15 protein-coding genes are annotated in these 15,826 nt (G+C 72.6%); all 15 read right to left on the bottom strand.

All coding sequences use genetic code 11. The features are described 5' to 3' along the window. Positions 1-64: 64 nt before the first annotated feature. The 15 genes from JOF43_RS13220 to pyrR all read right to left on the bottom strand — a co-directional run bounded on the left by JOF43_RS13220 (position 65) and on the right by pyrR (position 15,702). Positions 65-808, bottom strand: a complete 744-nt coding sequence (locus JOF43_RS13220) for a Trp biosynthesis-associated membrane protein (protein ID WP_209902684.1) — start codon at positions 806-808, stop codon at positions 65-67. Then, positions 805-2,418: an anthranilate synthase component I gene (locus JOF43_RS13215; RefSeq protein ID WP_209902682.1), complete on the bottom strand. Its 1,614-nt coding sequence runs from the start codon at positions 2,416-2,418 to the stop codon at positions 805-807. The genes JOF43_RS13220 and JOF43_RS13215 overlap by 4 nt, the downstream gene beginning before the upstream one ends. Beyond that, positions 2,415-2,804 (bottom strand): phosphoribosyl-AMP cyclohydrolase, encoded by a 390-nt coding sequence (hisI, locus tag JOF43_RS13210; protein ID WP_209902680.1) that lies wholly within the window; start codon positions 2,802-2,804, stop codon positions 2,415-2,417. The genes JOF43_RS13215 and hisI overlap by 4 nt, the downstream gene beginning before the upstream one ends. Further along, entirely contained in the window at positions 2,801-4,009 is a 1,209-nt protein-coding gene (gene metK / locus JOF43_RS13205; protein ID WP_209902678.1) for a methionine adenosyltransferase, read from the bottom strand. Before metK ends, hisI begins: the two co-directional genes overlap by 4 nt. Beyond that, a complete protein-coding gene (gene coaBC / locus JOF43_RS13200) occupies positions 4,006-5,280 on the bottom strand; it encodes a bifunctional phosphopantothenoylcysteine decarboxylase/phosphopantothenate--cysteine ligase CoaBC (RefSeq protein WP_209902676.1) in 1,275 nt (424 codons plus the stop codon). Before coaBC ends, metK begins: the two co-directional genes overlap by 4 nt. 25 nt (positions 5,281-5,305) lie before the next feature. After that, the gene (gene rpoZ, locus JOF43_RS13195; RefSeq protein ID WP_209902675.1) at positions 5,306-5,668 is read right to left on the bottom strand and encodes a DNA-directed RNA polymerase subunit omega; all 363 of its coding nucleotides are present in this window, start codon (positions 5,666-5,668) and stop codon (positions 5,306-5,308) included. Between the two features lie 83 nt (positions 5,669-5,751). Then, positions 5,752-6,348 carry a guanylate kinase gene (gene gmk, locus JOF43_RS13190; protein ID WP_209902673.1) on the bottom strand — a complete coding sequence of 199 codons (597 nt, stop codon included), beginning with the start codon at positions 6,346-6,348 and terminating at the stop codon, positions 5,752-5,754. Then, a complete protein-coding gene (mihF, locus tag JOF43_RS13185; protein ID WP_076806160.1) occupies positions 6,345-6,671 on the bottom strand; it encodes an integration host factor, actinobacterial type in 327 nt (108 codons plus the stop codon). The genes gmk and mihF overlap by 4 nt, the downstream gene beginning before the upstream one ends. Positions 6,672-6,874: 203 nt before the next feature. Continuing rightward, positions 6,875-7,720: an orotidine-5'-phosphate decarboxylase gene (pyrF, locus tag JOF43_RS13180; RefSeq protein WP_209902671.1), complete on the bottom strand. Its 846-nt coding sequence runs from the start codon at positions 7,718-7,720 to the stop codon at positions 6,875-6,877. After that, positions 7,717-11,070: a carbamoyl-phosphate synthase large subunit gene (gene carB / locus JOF43_RS13175; RefSeq protein ID WP_209902669.1), complete on the bottom strand. Its 3,354-nt coding sequence runs from the start codon at positions 11,068-11,070 to the stop codon at positions 7,717-7,719. Before carB ends, pyrF begins: the two co-directional genes overlap by 4 nt. Then, a complete protein-coding gene (gene carA / locus JOF43_RS13170; RefSeq protein ID WP_209902667.1) occupies positions 11,070-12,296 on the bottom strand; it encodes a glutamine-hydrolyzing carbamoyl-phosphate synthase small subunit in 1,227 nt (408 codons plus the stop codon). The genes carB and carA overlap by 1 nt, the downstream gene beginning before the upstream one ends. Further along, positions 12,293-12,784, bottom strand: a complete 492-nt coding sequence (locus JOF43_RS13165; RefSeq protein ID WP_209902665.1) for a PH-like domain-containing protein — start codon at positions 12,782-12,784, stop codon at positions 12,293-12,295. The genes carA and JOF43_RS13165 overlap by 4 nt, the downstream gene beginning before the upstream one ends. After that, complete coding sequence (locus JOF43_RS13160; protein WP_209902663.1) at positions 12,784-14,127, bottom strand: dihydroorotase; 1,344 nt, start codon at positions 14,125-14,127, stop codon at positions 12,784-12,786. The genes JOF43_RS13165 and JOF43_RS13160 overlap by 1 nt, the downstream gene beginning before the upstream one ends. After that, a complete protein-coding gene (locus JOF43_RS13155) occupies positions 14,117-15,079 on the bottom strand; it encodes an aspartate carbamoyltransferase catalytic subunit (protein ID WP_209902661.1) in 963 nt (320 codons plus the stop codon). Before JOF43_RS13155 ends, JOF43_RS13160 begins: the two co-directional genes overlap by 11 nt. Further along, a complete protein-coding gene (pyrR, locus tag JOF43_RS13150) occupies positions 15,076-15,702 on the bottom strand; it encodes a bifunctional pyr operon transcriptional regulator/uracil phosphoribosyltransferase PyrR (RefSeq protein WP_209902659.1) in 627 nt (208 codons plus the stop codon). Before pyrR ends, JOF43_RS13155 begins: the two co-directional genes overlap by 4 nt. Between the last annotated feature and the right edge of the window lie 124 nt (positions 15,703-15,826).

Below are 15,826 nucleotides of genomic sequence, written 5' to 3'. Positions count from 1 at the left end.
TCGGATGCTCAGCGGCGAGGCTCCGCGGCCCAGGGTCGGAGGCCGGATCGGGGCGTGAGCGTGGTCACCGGGAACCGTGCGGGCGGCCGTCGTCCTCCGCGCTCGGGTCGTCGTCCGCGCTCTGGTGGTCGTCCTCCGCGCTCGGGTCCTCGTCCTCCACGCTCGGGTCCTCGCCGCGGGTCAGGGCGTCCCACGCGGCGGCCGGGTCCCGCTCGGGGTCCGCGGGCGCGGCGACGGCGGCGCTTCGGTAGCGGGTGCCCCTCGGCCAGGAGCGGCCGACCAGGAGCACCATCACCCCCACCACGGCGACCAGCAATGCCGGGACCAGGGTGAGCACCGGCCAGGAGGTCGCGGTGGCCTGCACCTGCCCGCCGACGATCCCCGTGGCCTCGCCGGTGGCCGAGCCGGAGGCACCGGTCGGGTCGAGGACCACGGCGACGGCGGACCAGGCGGCGCCCAGCCCGGCGGCCACGAGGACCGGGCCGGTGACGAAGCGGACCCAGCTCGAGGACAGGGAGGTGGCCAGGGACGCTGCCAGAGCGACCAGACCGAGGGCGAGCACCGTCGGCGCCGCGTCCGAGCCGGTCACGGCCACCTCCTGGGCAGCACCGGTGAGGTCGGGGGCGGTGGCCTGGGCCCAGGTGGTGCGGGTGGCGCCGGCCAGCGCGGCGCCGGCGACGGTGCCCGCGAGCACGGTCACGCGTCGGCTCGGCGCCCACCGCCTGGGTCGACGGGGCGCTGTCGGCGCGCCGTCCGGGCGCTCGGTGCCGTCAGCGTCCAGCGGGGCCGGGGAGGTCGGGGTGCTCATGCGTGACGCAGCGTCTCGGCGGAGGCCACTGCCCGCAGGGCGGCGGCGGCCTTCGACTGGGTCTCGCGGTGCTCCATCGTGGCATCCGAATCGGCCACCACTCCCCCGCCGGCCTGGACGTGGGCGGTGCCGTCCTTGAGCACGGCGGTGCGGATGGCGATGGCCATGTCCATGTCCCCGGCGAAGTCGATGTACCCGACCGTGCCGCCGTACACGCCGCGGCGGACCGGCTCGAGCCGGTCGATGATCCGCATCGCCGAGGGCTTCGGGGCGCCCGAGAGGGTCCCGGCCGGGAAGGTGGCGCGCAGCGCGTCGTAGGCCAGGGCGTCGGCGCGGATGTGGCCGGTGACGGTGGAGACGATGTGCTGGATGTGGCTGAAGCGCTCGAGGTGCATGAAGTCCCGCACCACCACGGTGCCCGGGTCGCAGATCTTCTGCAGGTCGTTGCGGGCGAGGTCGACCAGCATGAGGTGCTCGGAACGCTCCTTGGGGTCCGCCAGCAGCTCTTGCCCGAGGCGCTCGTCCTCCTCGGGGGTGTCCCCGCGGGGACGCGAGCCGGCGATCGGATGGGTGGTCGCCGTGCTGCCGCGCACCGTCACCAGCGCCTCGGGGCTGGCCCCGACGACGTCGATCGGCGCGCCCTCGGCGTCGACCGTGCGCAGCAGGTACATGTACGGGCTCGGGTTCATCCTGCGCAGCACCCGGTACACGTCCAGCGGGTGGGCGGCGGCGGGGAGCGAGAAGCGCTGCGAGGGCACGACCTGGAAGATCTCGCCGTCGACGATGTCCTGGACCGCCTCGTGCACGGCGCGCTCGTAGTCGAGCCGGGCGGTGCGTGCCTTGGGGTCCAGGTCGCGGACGGTCTCGTAGACCATCGCGCCGCTGCTCAGCGGGGTGCGCAGACGCTCCCGCATCGCCTCCAGACGGGCGAGGGCGTCGTCGTAGGCGGCATCCACCCCGTCGTCGGTGGCGTTGAGGTTCAGCGCGTTGGCGACCAACACCACGGTGGAGTCGTGGGCGTCGTGGACGACGACGTCCTGGGCCAGGAGCATCGAGAGGTCTGGCAGGCCCACCTCGTCGGGCGGGGAGGCCTCGAGCTTCTCCCAGTGGCGCACCGCGTCGTAGGCGATGAAGCCGACCATGCCCCCGGAGAACGGTGGCAGATGGGGCTGGCGGGCCGCGCGGAAGGCGCTGGTGACCGCGCGCAGTGCCTCGACGGGGCTGCCGTCGGTGGGGACGCCGGCGGGCACGTCCCCGCTCCAGTGGGCCAGACCGCCCCGCTCGGTGAGGACGGCGCGGGCGCGGGTGCCGATGAGGGAGTAGCGCGAGGCCTCGCCCTCCCCCGCCGATTCCAGCAGGAAGGTGCCCCGGCCGTCACCGTCGGCGGTCAGCCGGCGGTACAGCGAGACAGGGGTGTCCTCGTCGGCGAGCAGGCGCACGCTGAGAGGGACGACGCGCTGGCGCGCCGCGAGGGCGCGGAAGGTCTCACGGTCGGGGTGGATGCGGCCGAGGGCGTCGCCCTCGCGGCCGGCCACCAGCTCGGGGTATGCCTCGTGGGCCTCGCCGGACTCGCCCGGGGTGGTCGGCTCGGGGCGGGAGGGGTCCGTCATGCAGTGCGCTCCGTGGGGTCCAGGACGACGGTGTCGAGGTCACCGCCGTCGAAACAGGTATCGGTGCCGCGGTGGCAGGCGGCGCCGACCTGGTCGACGCGGACCAGCAGGGTGTCGGCGTCGCAGTCGAGGGCGACCGAGCGGACCCACTGGACGTGGCCGCTGGTGTCGCCCTTGCGCCAGTACTCGCCGCGGGAGCGGGACCAGTAGGTGGCCCGCCCGGTGGTCAGAGTCCGGTGCAGCGCCTCGTCGTCCATCCAGCTGACCATCAGCACGCGGTGGTCCTCGGCGTCCTGGACGACGGCGGTGACCAGGCCCGCGTCGTCGCGCTTCAGCCGTGCGGCCAGTCGCGGGTCGAGGCCGGAGGCGGGGGTCGGGGCGGTCACAGGGCGCGCTCCAGCTCCTGGGCGCGGTCGGTCCGCTCCCAGGTGAACTCGGGCAGCTCACGGCCGAAGTGTCCGTGCACCGACGTCCGCGCGTAGATCGGGCGCAGCAGGTCCAGGGCGTCGATCAGCGCGGCGGGGCGCAGGTCGAAGACCTTCCGCACCGCGGCGGCGATCTGGTGGGCGGGACGGTGCGCGGTGCCGAAGGTCTCCACGTACAGCCCGACGGGCTCGGCGACCCCGATCGCGTAGGCGACCTGGACCTCGCAGCGGTCCGCGAGACCGGCCGCGACGATGTTCTTGGCCACCCACCGCATCGCGTAGGCCCCGGAGCGGTCCACCTTCGAGGGATCCTTGCCGGAGAACGCGCCGCCGCCGTGGCGGGCCATGCCGCCGTAGGTGTCGACGATGATCTTGCGGCCGGTCAGGCCGGCGTCGCCCTTGGGGCCGCCGAGCACGAAGCGGCCGGAGGGATTGATGTGGGTCGTGACGTCGGAGACGTCGAGGCCGAGCGCGGCGAGGTCCTCGAGGACCGGGGCGATGACCACCTTGGAGATCGCCGGGGCGAGCTGGCTGCCCAGGTCGACGTCCTCCCGGTGCTGGGTGGAGACCACGACGGCCTCGACGCTGCGGGCCACGCCGTCCTCGTCATAGCCGATGGAGACCTGGGTCTTGCCGTCGGGACGCAGGTAGGGCAGGACGCCGTCGCGCCGCGCGGTCGAGAGGTTCGCGGTGAGGCGATGAGCCGCGTGGATAGGCAGCGGCATCAGCTCGGGGGTGTCGCTGCAGGCGAAGCCGAACATGAGGCCCTGGTCGCCGGCGCCGAGGCGGGCGAAGGCCTCGGCCGCCGCGTCGCCGCGGGACTCGAAGGAGGTGTCGACGCCCTGGGCGATGTCCGGGGACTGCGCGCCGATGGAGACCTCGACACCGCAGGAGTCGGCGTCGAACCCCTTCTCGGAGGAGTCGTAGCCGATGTCGCGGATCACGTCGCGCACGATGGTGGCGACATCGCTGTACCCGGTGGTGCGGACCTCCCCGGCGACATGGACGAGACCGGTGGTCACCATCGTCTCGACGGCCACGCGGGCGCCGCGGTCCTGGTTCAGCAGGTCATCGAGGATCGCGTCGGAGATCTGGTCGCAGATCTTGTCCGGGTGCCCTTCGGTGACCGACTCCGATGTGAAGGTGCGCAGCTCGCTGGTGGTCATGCGGACCAGGGTACGTCCGGCAGATGACCGGCGAGCTCATCGAGCACGGCGTGGGCGACCGCCGTCTTCGAGCCCGCGGCCTCGGCGACCTCCTGCCCTTCGCGGTCCAGGATCCGCACGGCGTTGTCCGAGGACCCGAACACTCCTGCGGTCACGTCGTTGAAGACCAGCAGGTCGGCACCCTTGCGCCGGGCCTTGGCCCGGGCCAGGTCGAGGGCGGAGCCGCCGTTCCCGCCGGTCTCCGCGGCGAAGCCGACGATCGCCGGGTGCGAGGCGCCCCCGCGGTCCAGCACGCTGTGTCGCAGGATGTCCTCGGTGCGGCGGAGGTCGATCGAGGGCACCGAGTCCTCGTCGCCGTCGTCCTTCTTGATCTTCTCCGGTGACCGGTCCGCGGCCGTGAAATCTGCCACAGCAGCGGCCATGACCAGGGCATCGACCTGACCGCGGTGCTCGGCGACGGTCTCGGCGAGCTCAGCGGCGCTGCGCACGTCGAGGCGCCGGGCGCCCGGCGGGGTCTCGAGGTCGACCGAGGCCGCCGCCACACGGACCCGGGCGCCGCGCACGAGAGCGGCGTGGGCGAGGGCCCATCCCTGGCGACCCGAGGAGTGGTTGGCGAGGAAGCGCACGGGATCGAGATCCTCTCGGGTGCCGCCCGCGGTGATCAGCAGCTCCCGACCGGCCAGGTCGCGCAGGACAGCGCCGTGCTCGTCGCGCGGAGCAGCGATCGCGGCCCGCGCGGACTCGAGCAGGGCCTCGGGCTCGGGGAGCCGGCCGGGGCCGGAGTCCGGTCCGGTGAGACGGCCGACGGCCGGGTCGAGCACGGTGACCCCGCGCTCCCGCAGCACACGCACGTTCTCGATCGTCGAGGGGTGCTCCCACATCTCGGTGTGCATCGCCGGCGCCACCACCACGGGAGCGCGAGTGACCAGCAGCGAGGCGGTGAGCAGGTCGTCGGCGCGTCCTCCGCGCATCCGGGCGAGGAGATCGGCGGTCGCCGGGGCGAGGACCACCAGGTCGGCCTCCTGGCCGTAGCGCACGTGCGCCACCTCCTCGACGTCCTCGAAGACGGAGGTGAGGACGCGGTGGTGGCTCAGCGCTTCCCAGGTGGCGGCCCCCACGAACTGCAGGGAGGAGGCGGTGGGCAGGACGCGGACGTCGGCCCCGGCACCCACAAGACCGCGCACCAGGTGCGCGGTCTTGTAGGCGGCGATCCCCCCGCCGACGCCGACCAGGACGCGGGCACCGTCGAGGGTGCGCAGCACGGAGCTCATCGGGCCTCCCGGCGGCGGGAAAGGATCAGAAGGAGAAGTCTGTCGGCGGGATCTCGGGAGCGTCGTCGCCGAGCTTCAGCGGAGCCGGAGCGTTCGGATCCGGCTCGTTCTGCGCGGCGTACTCCGCCTCGTCGATCTCGCGGACGGTCAGCAGACCCTCGTCGATCTCGCGGAGCGCGATCGACAGCGGCTTCTCCTGGTTGTCGACGTCCACCAGCGGGCCGACGAACTCGAGCAGGCCCTCGGAGAGCTGCGAGTAGTAGGCGTTGATCTGGCGGGCGCGCTGGGAGCCGTAGAGCACCAGCGCGTACTTCGAGTCGACGGTCTCCAGGAGACGGTCGATCGGGGGGTTCGTGATGCCTTCGGGCTGAGCGACTGTTCCGGCCACGGATGTCCCTTCGAGAGTTTCGGCGTGCGACGTCCCAGGATACGCCCTCCACCCGGCAGGGGGCGAGGGGTGGGGCGCGCGGGTCAGGTGAGGTCGCGCACGCCCAGCAGTCCGGCGAGCTCGCGCGTGGCGCGCGGCACCTCGTCGTTGACGATGGTGACGTCGAACTCGCTCTCGGCGGCGAGCTCCCGGCGCGCGGTCGCGAGACGACGCTCGCGCTCCTCGGCGGTCTCCGTGCCGCGGCCGACGAGACGCTCGACCAGAGAGTCCCAGCTCGGCGGGGCGAGGAAGACGAAGCGGGCCTCCGGCACGGTGCGCCGGATCTGCCGGGCCCCGGCGAGGTCGATCTCCAACAGCACCGGGTGACCGTCCGCGACGGCCTCGTCGACCGGCCCGCGAGGGGTGCCGTAGCGGTGGCGACCGTGGACCACGGCCCACTCCAGCATCTGGTCGGTCTCGACCAGGCGGGTGAACTCGTCCTCGCTCACGAAGCGGTAGTGGACGCCGTCGACCTCTCCGGGACGGGGAGGCCGGGTGGTCGCCGAGACGGACAGCCAGATCTGCGGATACAGCTCGCGGATCTTGGCGGAGATCGTGCCCTTGCCGACCGCGGTCGGGCCGGCCAGGACCGTCACGGGGGCCGGTGCCTCATCGGCACCGGCCCCGTGGGATCCGGTCACTCGGAGAAGTGGGCGACGAGCTTCTCCGCCTGGTGGGAGCCGAGGCCGCGGATCTTGCGGGACGGGGAGATGCCGATCTCCTCCATGATCTGCTGGGCCTTCACCTTGCCGACGCCCGGAAGGGCCTCGAGCAGGGCGGCGACGCGGAGACGACCGACGATCTCGTTGGTCTCGGCCTCATCGAGGACCTTCTTGATCTCCTTGCCGCGACGGCCGGCGCTGTCCTTGAGCCGGGCCTTGATGGCCGCGCGCTCACGACGAGCCTCGGCGGCCTTCTTCAGGGCCTCGGCCCGCTGCTCTGGGGTGAGGGGAGGGAGAGCCACAGTTCTTACCTCAGTTCTCTTGCTGGTGACGGGCAGGATCCGGAAGGGTCCCGCTGTTCGAAGAGCGTAACCCCAATAGCGTGTCCGAGCCCACTTCTGACACGCACAATCCCAGGTCCGGTGCAGATCGGCTCCGGATCAGGGACCTCCGGGACGGACGTCGCGGGCGCCTCCCGGCGGGAGCCGGCGAGCCTCGGCGCGGGTCACGAGTACTGCTCGCGCAGCTCCTGGACGCGGGCCTTCAGCCGGGCCGGATCCGGCCCCACGGAGAGCACCCCACGGGACCACGAAACCAGCACATGACCTGCATTGTCGTCGAACACTTCGCGCATCTGCGCAGGTCCCGCGCCCTGGGCGCCGAAGCCCGGAGCGAGCAGCGGTGCCGAGGGGGCCGCACGGTCCAGACCGAGGCTCCGGTAGGCGTCCCCGACGGTCGCTCCGACCACCAGTCCGACGCTCCCCCACTCCCCCGGTTCGCCGGATCCGCTCTCCTCGGCGTGTCGCGCGATCTCACGTGCCACCGGCGTGTGACCACCGGTGAGGGCGTGCTGGACCTGAGGGCCGTCGGGATTGGAGGTCAGGGCGAGCAGGAACAGGCCCTTGCCGTGCTCGGTCGCGAGCCGCACGGCGGGGTCCAGCGAACCGGTCCCGAGGTAAGGGCTGAGCGTGATGGCGTCGGCCTCCCCCGGGGCGCCCGGGAGCAGGTGCGCCTCGGCGTAGGCCGCCATGGTCGAGCCGATGTCCCCGCGCTTGACGTCCAGGATGCTGAGCACCCCGCGGGCGCGAGCGGCCTCGAGCAGCTCCTCGAGCACCGCGACGCCGGCCGAGCCGTGCCGTTCGAAGAAGGCCGACTGCGGCTTGATCGCGCAGACCTCCTCCGCGACGGCGTCCAGCGCCACGCGGGAGAACGCGGCCAGACCCTCGGGGGTGTCCTCCAGCCCCCAGTCCTGGAGCAGCGAGGCGTGGGGATCGATGCCCACGACGATCCGTCCGCGGGTCTCCACGGCCTCCCGCAGTCGGGCGCCGAAGGCCCTGGCCGGCGCGCTCATGCGCCGGCCAGGGCGGTCCGGCCCTCGACGAGCCGGCGGGTGTGCTTCTGCAGGCTGCCCACCTCGAAGGGCTCCACGGGATGCGCCTCGATCGCCTGGACCGCCGCCTGGAACTCCTGCAGGGTCGTGATGCTGGGCACGTCCATGCTGGTCGCGGCGGCGCGGATGGCGTAACCGTCGACCCGGGCGTTCGAGCCGGAGGGGGTGTTCAGCACGAGTGCGACCTCGCCGTTCTCGATCAGCTCGAGGACGCTCGCCCCCTCTCCCGTCTCCGAGGCCTTGCGCAGCACCGTGCAGGGGATCCCCGAACGGCGCAGCACCCGACCGGTGCCGGCGGTGGTGAGGATGTCGAAGCCGAGGGCGGCCAGACGCGCCACCGGCAGGGCGAGCGCGCGCTTGTCGGCGTCGGCGACGGAGACGAACACATTGCCGGTCGCGGGCAGGCCCTGACCGGAGATGGCCAGCTGGGACTTCGCGAAGGCCAGGGGGAACGTGGAGTCCAGCCCCATCACCTCGCCCGTCGAGCGCATCTCCGGGCCGAGCACGGAATCGACCGCGCGTCCCTCGTGGGTGCGGAAGCGCTTGAACGGCAGCACCGCCTCCTTCACCGCGATGGGGGAATCGTCGGGGAGGTCCGCGCCGTCGCCGCGGACCGGCAGCACGCCGGCCGCGCGGAGGTCGGCGATCGACTCCCCCGCCATCACCCGGGCCGCGGCCTGGGCCAGCGGCACCCCGGTCGCCTTGGCGACGAAGGGCACCGTGCGGGAGGCGCGGGGGTTGGCCTCGAGGACGTACAGGATGCCCTGCGCCAGCGCGTACTGGACGTTGAGCAGCCCGCGCACGCCCACACCCTCGGCGATGCCGCGGGTGGAGGTGCGGATGCGCTCGAGCACCGTGTCGGACAGCGAGACCGGGGGCAGGGTGCACGCCGAGTCGCCGGAATGGATCCCGGCCTCCTCGATGTGCTCCATGACGCCGCCCAGGTAGAGGTCCTCGCCGTCGAACAGGGCGTCGACGTCGATCTCGATGGCGGTGTCCAGGAAGCTGTCGATCAGGATCGGTGCGTCCGCCCGGCCACCGTCGGGCAGGTTGCGACTCACGTAGTCGACCAGACCCTCCTGGTCGTAGACGATCTCCATGCCGCGACCGCCCAGGACGTAGCTGGGGCGCACCAGCACCGGGTAGCCCACCTCCGCGGCGACGTCCATCGCGTCCTGCAGCCCCCAAGCGGTCCCGTAGGGCGGTGCCGGCAGCCCGGCGTCGGCCAGGACGGCTCCGAAGTGGCCGCGGTCCTCGGCGAGGTCGATCGCCGAGGGGCTGGTGCCGATGATCGGCAGCCCGGCCTCCTCGAGCCGGCCGGCCAGCCCCAGCGGGGTCTGGCCGCCGAGCTGGACGATGACCCCGGCGACCGGACCGGCCGCCTTCTCCGCCTCGTACACCTCGACGACGTCCTCGAAGGTCAGCGGCTCGAAGTAGAGGCGGTCGGCGATGTCGTAGTCGGTCGAGACCGTCTCGGGGTTGCAGTTGACCATGACGGTCTCGTAGCCGCCGCCGGGCAGGTCGCGGTCGCCAAGCGCGAGCGCGGCGTGGACGCACGAGTAATCGAACTCGATGCCCTGGCCGATGCGGTTCGGCCCCGAGCCCAGGATCAGGATCGCGGGGCGCTCCCGCGGCTCGACCTCGGACTCCTGGTCGTAGGTCGAGTAGTGGTACGGGGTGCGGGAGGCGAACTCCGCGGCGCAGGTGTCGACCGTCTTGAAGACCGGGTTGATGCCGAGGGCCTCGCGCACCCCCTTGACCACGTCGCCGTGCTGACCGCGCAGCCGACCGATCTGGTCGTCCGAGAGGCCGTGGCGCTTGGCCAGCGCCAGCAGCGGCGCATCGAGCACCTCGGAGGTGCGCACTTCGGAGGCGATCTCGGCCACCAGCAGCATCTGGTCGAGGAACCAGCGGTCGATCCAGGTCGCCTCCACCAGGCGGTCCAGCGTCTCCGCGGGGTCGACGATCCCTTCGGCCGCGGCCCACAGGATGCGGGCGACGGTCACCAGGCGGCCGTCGGTCGGTGTGCGCACCTCCTCCAGCAGCGCCGGGACTTCGGCGGCCGACGGCGGGGCGCCCTCGTACGTCGGTGCGGAGCCCTTGACGTCGATCGAACGCTGGGCCTTGCCGAGCGCCTCGGTGAAGTTCCGGCCCAGGGCCATCGCCTCGCCGACTGACTTCATGGTGGTGGTCAGCGTCGCGTCCGCCGCCGGGAACTTCTCGAAGGCGAAGCGGGGCACCTTGACCACGACGTAGTCCAGGGCCGGCTCGAAGCTCGCCGGGGTGGTGCCGGTGATGTCGTTGCGGATCTCGTCCAGCGAGTAGCCGATGGCCAGGCGGGCCGCGATCTTCGCGATCGGGAAGCCGGTGGCCTTGGAGGCCAGGGCCGAGGAGCGGGAGACGCGCGGGTTCATCTCGATGACGACCACGCGGCCGGTCTCGGGATGGGTCGCGAACTGCACGTTGCAGCCGCCGGTGTCGACTCCGACTTCGCGGATGATGCCGATGCCGAGGTCGCGCAGCGTCTGCATCTCCACGTCGGTGAGGGTCAGCGCCGGGGCGACGGTCACCGAGTCGCCGGTGTGCACACCGACGGCGTCCACGTTCTCGATCGAGCAGACCACGACGCAGTTGTCGTTGCGGTCGCGCATCAGTTCGAGCTCGAACTCCTTCCAGCCGAGGATGGACTCCTCCAGGAGCACCTCGGTGGTCGGCGAGTAGTGCAGCCCGTCGCCGCCGATGCGGCGCAGGTCCTCCTCGTCGTAGGCCATGCCGGAGCCCAGGCCGCCCATGGTGAAGCTGGGACGCACCACCATCGGGTAGCCGAGCTCGTCGGCGGCCGCCAGCAGGTCGTCGACGCTGTGGCAGATCTTCGAGCGCGCGGACTCCCCGCCCACCCGGTCGACGACCTCCTTGAACAACTGACGGTCCTCGGCCTTGCGGATCGCATCGAGGCTGGCACCGATCATCTCGACGCCGAACTCCTCGAGGGTCCCGTTCTCGGCCAGGGCGATCGCCGCGTTCAGCGCCGTCTGCCCGCCCAGGGTCGGAAGCAGCGCGTCGGGGCGCTCGGCAGCGATGATCGAGCGGATGATGTCGGGGTCGATCGGCTCGACGTAGGTGGCGTCGGCGATGCCCGGGTCGGTCATGATCGTCGCCGGGTTGGAGTTGACGAGGATGACCCGCAGGCCCTCCTCACGCAGCACCCGGCAGGCCTGGGTGCCGGAATAGTCGAACTCGGCGGCCTGACCGATGACGATCGGCCCGGAGCCGATGACGAGGACGGAGGAGATGTCGGGACGACGGGGCATCAGGACTCCTTCTGGGCGGATCCGGCGCGATGCGTCGCGACCAGGTCCACGAGACGGTTGAAGAGGTAGGAGGCGTCGTGCGGGCCGCCGGCCGCCTCGGGGTGGTACTGGACGGAGTAGGCGGGTCGGTCGAGGCAGCGGATTCCCTCGACCACCTCGTCGTTGAGACCGACGTGGGTGACCGCGACCCGGCCGTAGCGGCCTGCGTCGTACGGGGCGACGTGCTCGCCGTCCAGCGGGACGTCGACCGCGAAGCCGTGGTTGTGGGCGGTGATCTCGACCTTGCCGGTCTCCCGGTCCAGCACGGGCTGGTTGATGCCGCGGTGGCCGAACTTCAGCTTGTAGGTGTCGAAGCCGAGCGCACGGCCCAGCAGCTGGTTGCCGAAGCAGATCCCGAAGAACGGGATCCCGGCGTCCAGGACGCCGCGCAGCAGCTCGACCTGGGCGTCGGCGGCGGCCGGGTCGCCGGGGCCGTTGGAGAAGAAGACCGCATCGGGCCGGGTGGCGAGCAGCTCCTCGAGGGTGGAGGTCGCCGGCAGCAGGTGCACCCGCAGACCGCGGACGAGCATGCTGCGCGGCGAGGCGCCCTTGATGCCGAGGTCGACGGCCGCGACCGTGCCGACCGCCTCCCCCTCCGGTTCGAGCACGACCGGCTGGGCGAGGGTCACCTCCTCGACGAAGCTGGAGCCGCTCATCGAGGGCTGCTCCCGGACCTGGGCGAGCAGCTCCTGCTCGGAGGCCTCCAGGGCGGCCCCGGAGAAGATTCCGCCGCGCATCGAGCCGACCTCGCGCAGGATGCGGGTGAGCATGCGGGTGTCGATGTCGCTGATGCCCACGACGTCGCTGCCGGCCAGCAGGTCGTCGAGGGTCTGCTCGGCGCGGTAGTTGGAGGAGATGCGGCTGGCGTCGCGCACCGCGTAGCCGCGCACCCAGACCTTGCGGGACTCCATGTCCTGGGCGTTCGCCCCCGTGTTGCCGATGTGGGGTGCCGTCTGCACCACGATCTGGCCGGCGTAGGAGGGGTCGGTGAGGGTCTCCTGGTAGCCGGTCATCCCGGTGGTGAAGACGACCTCGCCGAGACGGGCGCCGCGAGCGCCATAGGCGGCGCCGCGCAGGACGGTCCCGTCCTCGAGGACCAGCAGCGCCCGCTCGCGGCGGGCGCGGGAGGTGGAGGGGAGAGCGGTCGGCGCCGGCTTCGGGGACCGATGCGGGGCGGAGGCTGTCATGAGTGCTCCTTCCGGGAGAGCAGGAGGTCGTGGTCCTCGCGTCGGGCGAGACGCAGACCGGTGTCGAGGAGCTGGTCGCCGAGGCGCCAGCGGAGGATGAGGACGCCGTCGCCTCCGATGAACTTGCCGGCCATGCCGGGACCGGCGGTGACCTCGGCGACGGAGGCGGCGGGGACGGTCAGGGCCGGGATCCCCTCGCGGACGATGTGCCAGGTGCCGCCGGTCCCGACGCTGACGCGGGCGGCGGCGCGCTGTCCGAGGGTGTGGGCGACGACCCGTTCGAGCGGCCGGCCGGCGAGCACCGTGCTGACGTAGACGGCCGCCAGCGGGCCCACCTCGGTGTCCTCGCCGAGCTCCTGAAGCGGTGCGGTGGCGGGGGCGGGCAGATCCTGCTGCGAGCGCCCTCGTCGTCGCCAGCCCCAGGCCATCAGCGACAGGATCACCAGGAACAGGACCGCGAGGGCGAGGACCGGCACCAGCTGGTCCATCAGTGCTCCACCACGGCGCCGTCGCGCACGGTGACTTGGCCCTCGAGCACCGTCAGACGGTTCGCCCCCGGCAGCTCGCGGCCGACGAACGGCGAGTTGCGGCCGCGCGAGGCGTGCTCGCTCGGGTCGGCGGTCCGCACCGGACGCGGGTCCCACACCAGCAGGTGCGCCGGGGCGCCGGGCTCGAGCGGGCGCCCCTGGTCCTGGTCGCGCCCGATCTCGGCCGGCTTCTGGGACAGCACCCGGGCGACGTCCCGCCAGGTCAGACGCCCGTCATCGACCATCGTGAGCTGGACGAGGGACAGAGCGGTCTCGAGACCGGTCATGCCCATCGCGGCCTGATCCCATTCGCGGTCCTTGGCGTCGCGGGGATGCGGGGCGTGATCGGTGGCGACGATGTCGATGGTGCCGTCGGCGAGGCCCTCGCGGACCGCCTCGACGTCCTCGGCGGTCCGCAGCGGCGGGTTCACCTTGAACACGGGGTCGAAGCGGCGCACGTTCTCGTCCGTCAGCAGCAGGTGGTGCGGGGTGACCTCGGCGGTGACCGCGATCCCCCGCTGCTTGGCCCAGCGCACGATGTCGACGCTGCCGGCCGTGGACAGGTGGCACACGTGCAGGCGCGAGCCGACGTGCTGGGCGAGCAGCACATCACGGGCGATGATCGACTCCTCGGCGACCGCGGGCCAGCCCGTCAGGCCGAGCTCGGCGGAGACGACGCCCTCGTGCATCTGCGCGCCGTCCGTCAGCCGCGGGTCCTGGGCGTGCTGGGCGATGACTCCGTCGAAGGACTTCACGTACTCGAGGGCACGGCGCATGAGCACCGGGTCGTGGACGCACTTGCCGTCGTCGCTGAACACGCGGACCGCGGCGCGGGAGTTCGCCATCGCGTCCAGCTCGGCGAGACGCTCCCCGGCCAGACCGACCGTCACCGCGCCGACGGGGCGCACCGAGCACCACCCGGCGGCGTCGCCGCTGCGGGCGACCTGCTCGACGACGCCGGCGGTATCGGCCACGGGCGTCGTGTTGGCCATGGCGTGCACGGCGGTGAATCCGCCGCGGGCGGCCGCTCGGGTGCCTGACTCGACGGTCTCGGCCTCCTCGCCGCCGGGCTCGCGCAGGTGGGTGTGCAGGTCCACGAGTCCGGGCAGCACGATGCAGCCGTCGGCCTCGACGACCTCTCCGTCGGCGGGGACGGCGAGATCGGGACCGATCGCCTCGATCCAGCCGCCGACCAGGAGGACGTCCTGGACGTCCTCGCCGTAGGGCCGGCCCCCGCGGATCAGCAGCGGGGCGGTGGCGGGGTCTGCACCGGGTGAGGTCTGTGCAGCGGTCTCAGTTCTCACGGGGCGCCTCCCGGGCGTCGGTGGCGAGCAGGTGGTAGAGCACGGCCATCCGCACGAACACGCCGGAGGCGACCTGCTCGACGATGACGCTGCGTGGTGAGTCGGCGACGTCGCCGGCGATCTCGAAGCCGCGGTTCATCGGCCCGGGGTGCAGGACGATCGCCTGCGAGGGCAGGCGGTCGGCTCGCGCGGTGGTCAGCCCGTAGCGGCGGGAGTACTCCCCCGCGGTGGGGAAGAAGCCGCCGCCGACCATGCGCTCGCGCTGGACGCGCAGCATCATCACCGCATCGGGCCCGCTCGCGAGGGCCTCGTCGAGGTCGTAGACGATCTCGCAGGGCCAGGCGCCCGCACCGACCGGCACCAGGGCGGGCGGCGCGACCAGGGTCACGCGCGCGCCGAGCAGCGTCAGCAGCAGCACGTTCGAGCGCGCCACCCGCGAGTGCAGGATGTCCCCGACGATGACCACGTGCAGGCCGTCCAGGCCCGCACCCGGGTCCCCGGGGCGCAGATGGCGGCGCAGGGTGAAGGCGTCGAGCATCGCCTGGGTGGGGTGCTCGTGGGCCCCGTCGCCGGCGTTCACGATCGGCTGGTCGATCCAGCCGGCATGGGCCAGCAGATGGGCGGCACCGGAGGAGCCGGAGCGCACCACGACCGCGTCCGCCCCCATCGCCTGCAGGGTCAGCGCCGTGTCCTTGAGGGACTCGCCTTTGGACACGCTCGACCCCTTGGCGGAGAAGTTGATGACGTCGGCCGAGAGGCGCTTTGCGGCGGCCTCGAAGCTGATCCGGGTGCGGGTGGAGTCCTCGAAGAAGAGGTTCACCACGGTGGTGCCCACCAGGGTGGGCAGCTTGCGGATCGAGCGGGACTGGGTCTCGGCCATGTGCTCGGCCGTCGCCAGCACCGAGATCGCCTCGGCGCGGTCGAGGTCCGCGATGGAGATGAAGTGCCTCATACCTCCTCCCGAGCCGTCGTCGAGGCATCGGGACGGGCGATGTCCACCGCGTCCACGCCGTCGGTCTCGGCGAGCTGGACGTGCACACGCTCGCTGCGGGAGGTGGGGAGGTTCTTGCCCACGTGGTCGGCCCGGATCGGCAGCTGTCGATGGCCGCGGTCGACGAGCACCGCCAGCCGTACGGCGGCCGGGCGGCCGATGGCACCGAGGGCGTCCAGTGCGGCGCGGATGGTCCGCCCGGAGTAGAGCACGTCGTCGACCAGCACCACGGTGCGGCCGTCGATGCCGGCGCGCGGGATGCGGGTCGGGCTCGGGGCGCGGGTGGGATTGTGCCGCAGATCGTCGCGGTACATGGTGATGTCGAGCGAACCCGCCAGGTCCTCGAGGGGTCGGTCGTCTCCCTCGGCCCGGGCGATCTGCTCCGCGAGCCGGTGGGCCAGCGGGACGCCGCGGTGCGGGACGCCCAGGAGCACGAGGTCGTCGGCGCCGTGGCCGCTCTCGAGGATCTCGTGGGCGATGCGGGTCAGCGCCCGGCGGATCTCGTCCGCGCCGAGCACTCGCGAGCTCTGCGCCGCCGAGGAGTCCTCGGGGGCGGTCCTCGCAGGGGGTCGTTCGTCGTGCATGGGTTCTCTCCCTTCCACGCCTCACAGGACGTGTCGTTAAAGGGTGTGGGCGCTCGGATGAGCTGAGCGGAGTCTACGGGGCCCGGGGTCCTCGCCGTGCGGGCGCCCGCCCTTCGGACGGCGG

The organism is Brachybacterium sacelli, from assembly GCF_017876545.1.
GTDB classification, from domain to species: Bacteria; Actinomycetota; Actinomycetes; order Actinomycetales; family Dermabacteraceae; genus Brachybacterium; species Brachybacterium sacelli.
Note: the sequence above shows the minus strand (reverse complement) of the source record. Positions and strands in the feature narration are given on the sequence as shown.

Bases quoted from the DNA above. Each gene is read 5' to 3' on its own strand.
- JOF43_RS13220 (WP_209902684.1), bottom strand. From the start codon at position 808: ATGAGCACCCCGACCTCCCCGGCCCCGCTGGACGCTGACGGCACCGAG.
- JOF43_RS13215 (WP_209902682.1), bottom strand. From the start codon at position 2,418: ATGACGGACCCCTCCCGCCCCGAGCCGACCACCCCGGGCGAGTCCGGC.
- metK (WP_209902678.1), bottom strand. From the start codon at position 4,009: ATGACCACCAGCGAGCTGCGCACCTTCACATCGGAGTCGGTCACCGAA.
- coaBC (WP_209902676.1), bottom strand. From the start codon at position 5,280: ATGAGCTCCGTGCTGCGCACCCTCGACGGTGCCCGCGTCCTGGTCGGC.
- pyrF (WP_209902671.1), bottom strand. From the start codon at position 7,720: ATGAGCGCGCCGGCCAGGGCCTTCGGCGCCCGACTGCGGGAGGCCGTG.
- carB (WP_209902669.1), bottom strand. From the start codon at position 11,070: ATGCCCCGTCGTCCCGACATCTCCTCCGTCCTCGTCATCGGCTCCGGG.
- carA (WP_209902667.1), bottom strand. From the start codon at position 12,296: ATGACAGCCTCCGCCCCGCATCGGTCCCCGAAGCCGGCGCCGACCGCT.
- JOF43_RS13165 (WP_209902665.1), bottom strand. From the start codon at position 12,784: ATGGACCAGCTGGTGCCGGTCCTCGCCCTCGCGGTCCTGTTCCTGGTG.
- JOF43_RS13155 (WP_209902661.1), bottom strand. From the start codon at position 15,079: ATGAGGCACTTCATCTCCATCGCGGACCTCGACCGCGCCGAGGCGATC.
- pyrR (WP_209902659.1), bottom strand. From the start codon at position 15,702: ATGCACGACGAACGACCCCCTGCGAGGACCGCCCCCGAGGACTCCTCG.